The 4,379-nt window shown below is 44.3% G+C and carries 6 protein-coding genes; 1 reads left to right on the forward strand and 5 read right to left on the reverse strand.

Annotation, left to right across the window (positions count from 1 at the left end):
- A partial coding sequence (locus tag KZA12_RS14620) for a MobA/MobL family protein (protein WP_256933009.1) occupies positions 1-1,141 on the reverse strand: 1,141 nt, incomplete at its 3' end.
- Positions 1,142-1,318: 177 nt separating this feature from the next.
- On the opposite strand from KZA12_RS14620, the gene KZA12_RS14625 reads away from it, so the two are divergent.
- The gene (locus KZA12_RS14625) at positions 1,319-1,756 is read left to right on the forward strand and encodes a hypothetical protein (RefSeq protein WP_218690736.1); all 438 of its coding nucleotides are present in this window, start codon (positions 1,319-1,321) and stop codon (positions 1,754-1,756) included.
- Between the two features lie 7 nt (positions 1,757-1,763).
- Here KZA12_RS14625 and KZA12_RS14630 read toward each other — a convergent pair whose 3' ends face one another.
- The 4 genes from KZA12_RS14630 to KZA12_RS14645 form a co-directional block, all read right to left on the reverse strand.
- On the reverse strand, positions 1,764-1,943 hold the full coding sequence (locus KZA12_RS14630; protein WP_218690737.1) for a hypothetical protein: 180 nt from the start codon (positions 1,941-1,943) through the stop codon (positions 1,764-1,766).
- Positions 1,944-2,379: 436 nt separating this feature from the next.
- Positions 2,380-2,628 carry a hypothetical protein gene (locus tag KZA12_RS14635; protein ID WP_256933010.1) on the reverse strand — a complete coding sequence of 83 codons (249 nt, stop codon included), beginning with the start codon at positions 2,626-2,628 and terminating at the stop codon, positions 2,380-2,382.
- Positions 2,615-3,589 (reverse strand): replication initiation protein, encoded by a 975-nt coding sequence (locus tag KZA12_RS14640; RefSeq protein WP_256933011.1) that lies wholly within the window; start codon positions 3,587-3,589, stop codon positions 2,615-2,617. Before KZA12_RS14640 ends, KZA12_RS14635 begins: the two co-directional genes overlap by 14 nt.
- Before the next feature lie 310 nt (positions 3,590-3,899).
- Positions 3,900-4,379: hypothetical protein (locus tag KZA12_RS14645; RefSeq protein ID WP_218690739.1), on the reverse strand; the 480-nt coding region annotated here is incomplete at its 5' end.

Consider the following 4,379-nt stretch of genomic DNA (forward strand, 5'->3'; position numbering starts at 1 on the left):
TGCTTAGTTGTTCAACAAACTCTTTAGCGGTCTTAGGGCGTGCTTGCTCTTGAGCCTGACGTTCTGCTTCTATCTTGGCTTCCTGCTGCGCTTGAGCCTGACGCTCTGCTTCTATCTTGGCTTCCTGTTGCGCTTGAGCCTGACGCTCTGCTTCTATCTTGGCTTCCTGCTGCGCTTGAGCCTGACGCTCTGCTTCTATCTTGGCTTCCTGCTGTGCTTGAGCCTGACGCTCTGCTTCTATCTTAGCTTCCTGCTGTGCTTGAGCCTGACGCTCTGCTGCTTCCTTGTCCATGTACTGACACCAGATATCATACTCGATACCATAATCATCAAACTCCATAATCATCCATTTTTCAGCCGTCCAATCATCTTCTGCTGCTTCTAGCACCGCTTGGTACACTTCCCTGATTTCAGGCTTTTTGAGCTGTGCCATTGTTAGATTGAGTGGCTCTCTCTCTATTCCCTGCTCTTTGTTAGACTTCATACTGATACGCTCATAGCGTCCTGCTCGCTCCAAGTGGGCGTTACAGATTTTCTCCCATCGGTCACGCATCGCTTTTAGTTCCTCTTTGCGCTCTACTGACTTCTTGGGCGTATTGGCTTTTTTTGCTCCGCCTTTTTCGGGGTTCTTGCTGTTGTAGCGTTTAAAGTATTGGTCAGGGTCACGCTCAATATCGTCTATGGTGCGTTCGCTGAACATAATATGAGCATGGGGCTGTTCGCCACCGTCTAATGCTGGTGGGTTGTGAATGGCATATTGGTAGGCGTGTTCTTCGCCTATTTCTTGGGCTATCCAGTCTTTGATTAGCTCGTGACGTTTATTTTCATCTAGCTCTCTAGGCAAGGCTATAACGTGTTCACGGTAGGTACTGCCGTTTTTTCTCTCGTGTTCATCTGCCATTTGCCAAAAGTAATTAGGGTTATGCTCTGCCCATTTTGGCATATTGCCATGACCTGTATTTTCTAGCTTCTCTTGGTGGTTGCTTGGCTTGGCATATTTGCCCTCTCTAGCGATATATTGAGCGTGAGGACTTGCCTTGCCTTTTTTGCCAATTCCTATACTTAATCTACCGATAGCCATTACTTCACCTTTTGGTTTTTTTGGGGTTGTTAGGGGGTTGCCCCTGACTGGGGATTTCAAAGGGGTTAGACCCTTGACACGCTAGTTTCTTATTATGCAGCAGAGCGGAATAATGAGAAACTACTAAGCGTGCCTTGTCTCCTCAACAAGGCTACAAACCACCACAACTATGCAAACATACCGCCTAATGATAAACTCAACCTGACCACAAAACAACTAACAAGAAAAGGATTAGATATGGCTACCATAAACGAAGATTACCTTGATGATTTAGTCAAACGATTTAAGGGCTTCAAGTCACCTAATGAGACGCAGGAACTTATAATCCTACTGGGTGAGAAAGACAATAGAAGTGATGACGATAACCGCAAGCTATGGGTATTGCTCAATGCTGAAAAAAAGGCAGACCAACTGGCAAAAGCTAGGGCTGACGCTAGGCGATTGATTGATGCTGAAAAGGGCAAGGAGCGCAAGGCAAGGACTAGGCGCATGATGATATTAGCCAGTGCCGTTGAGTCTGCCATAAAGCAAGATAGTGAAGTCGAAACACTAATGCGTCAGGTTATACAAAAGGTTGATGACGGTGGCTACATATTAGACAGAGACCAAGAAGTCATCAAGGACACACTAGAGGCGATATTAGATACCAGTGCAAACGCCCCTGATTTCCGATAATAATCCTTTAATCCAGTTCCAATTTGCCTTGACCATTTTTCTTGACGTAAGCCATCATGTAATCTCTAACCAGTTGGCTTGCGGTGCGGTTGTTATCTTTGGCTATTCGTTTGAACGCATCAACCAATTCTTTATCGGCTCTACAAGTAAATGTACTGTCACTTCTGTCTGGTAGGCTATTTGCCATGATTTTGCCCTTTCGGTATATTGTTTACGCATTATATTAATATTGTTAGTGCATTGCAATAGATTATCAAGTTAATCAAGAAATTATCAAAGAACCAAAAATAATGGACGCTCTAAAATGGGCTACAAGGGCTTAGAAGTTATTAAAGGATACTAGGGTAGCCAAGACACCGAATAGGCAGCAGGAAGGGGCTAATTTTAGCTAAATAGACACATAATCAAGTTAGGTTTGAAGGGATAGATACGAAACGGTAGAAAATTAGACTTGTCGGCAAGGTCACGGCAATCGACTGCGGTCGATTGAAAAAGACTGATTAATTTTTGTTTTTTTTGAAGTAGCCTAAGCACAGAATCATTGTTTAGATTAGCTTAACGGCATAGGATAAGAAAAGCCCCTAACGGGGGGTTAACTGATAGGCTTGCACTAGTGCACTTTTTTAAACCCTGTTTTGGTACTCATCAAGCCACTGAAGAAACTCTTTCGTTGGCTTTTTAGGTTGTACCTCTACGCCATCAGTAAACCTGACGGACTTATTAACCCATTCACCGTAATTAACTTTGAATATGACCCATTTCCATGTCGCTTCGTATTTGCGTCTGTCGTCTAAATATAAGGCATAGGCTAGAAAATCCTTTTTAGGTATATCAAGCTTTCTCTTAGGTATATTAATATTAGGCTCTCTCATTTACCCATCTCCTTACAGTATTTCTATGTACATCCATATTTTTAGATATGGTGCTTATCTTAGTCCCATCTTTGTATAGTTTCCTTGCCTCTTCTCTCTTATTTTCGTATTTCTTTGACCTTGCTTGACCGCCTTTTGATGAGTCGCTGACCCTACCCCCTTTTGCCCCCTTTCGTGCTTGTAGCTCGCTTAATGAGCATCTGTAAGCCTGTGAGGTGCAATACTCCGCAATGCTCTTAGATATGCTCTTTAGCTCGTTATACGGTAGCTGTGGGCTGTATTGGGTGTTGTGTTCCTCGCACCAATGCAAGCACTGCTCATATAACTGCGTGTAGGTGCATTTGGACGCTACTCGATACGCTAGCTTGCGTACAGTGTGAAATGTTGCATCATTCCTGCCGTAAAATTCATCATTGTCTGCGGTGGTGGGCGTGTAGGTGGGTAAGTCTAGGTAGTCGGCTAGGTCATGCAACGTGTACGGCTCTGCGCCTGTGTAATACACTTCATGGGCTGAATTTAAGGCGTTCTTGGCAAGGTAGCCAGTGAATGCCTTATCACCGCCTAAAACCTCGTTAAGGGCGTATTCTATGGCGTTCAGCAGGTCGATAGGGGCTTGTTGTGAGTTCTTGAAGAAGGTTATAGGGTCTTTGAGCCTGTAGAGGTACTGGCAATGACCATTTTTAGGGTTTTTGATGACAAAATGCGGTCGTGGTATTCCTGCATCATGGTAGGCGAATATTGAGCCGTCATAATCGAGGTCAATAACTATGAATGTGGTTACCTTAGGCGTGTTATAGCCCACGTATGCGCTTTGTGTGGCTCGTTTGGGGGTTTTGCGCCTAAAGTCCGTATTATGCTTGTATGGGCTACAGCGTAGTGTTTTGGGTAGGTCTTGATATAATTGGGCTAGGGGCGGTACTTGTTCCCACTGATCGGGATTGACCTGTTTTAGATGTTCCATATGCTCACGCTTGTTTTAGCGTGATACCGTGATATAATGGCTCTTACCAAGGAAGTCATTATATCTGTATCACGCACAGATTGATTTCTAAAACCCTCAACGCCTGCAAGCGTTGGGGGTTTTGTCTTTTTGTTAGTTTACCCTTTTGTTTTACTTTGTGCAAAGCCTTGTATATCAAGGGATGAAGTAGGTACTACCTAAGTAACCCATATTACTATGTAACTTCAAGGTCGAGAGTTAGCCAAGATCAAGCGGGGCTTTTTCCGCTTGTCCTTGACTAACTCTGACCCAACAACCGCTAGGGCGTTAGTTACCTGTCTATGCCTCCTTTTCCTTTGTCTTGGCTTGGTTCTCTTATCCGTTCTGCTTGCCTTTGATAGCCCTCTCTACGTTCCATGTCCTGCATTGCATTTGTGACCTCAACGGCTTTGGCATAGTCCTTGTATCTGTTTGGGTCTTTCTCGTGTATCTCACGTTGTGCAAGGGACTTATAAGGCTGTACCTCGTTCATATCACTATAAGCATAGTGTTCAAATAACGGTTTGGCTCTTTGGTTTGGTGGTGTCGCCTTCTCGTATAGCTCTACCGCTTTGCTGTTAATGTCTGCGATGTATTGACTCATGATTTTACTAGCACTCTCTTTTACTTTATGCCGTTCTTCTTTGCTTAGTTGTTCAACAAACTCTTTAGCGGTCTTAGGGCGTGCTTGCTCTTGAGCCTGACGTTCTGCTTCTATCTTGGCTTCCTGCTGCGCTTGAGCCTGACGCTCTGCTTCTATCTTGGCTTCCTG

This window comes from Psychrobacter sp. BF1 (genome assembly GCF_019279065.1).
Classification (GTDB): Bacteria; Pseudomonadota; Gammaproteobacteria; order Pseudomonadales; family Moraxellaceae; genus Psychrobacter; species Psychrobacter urativorans.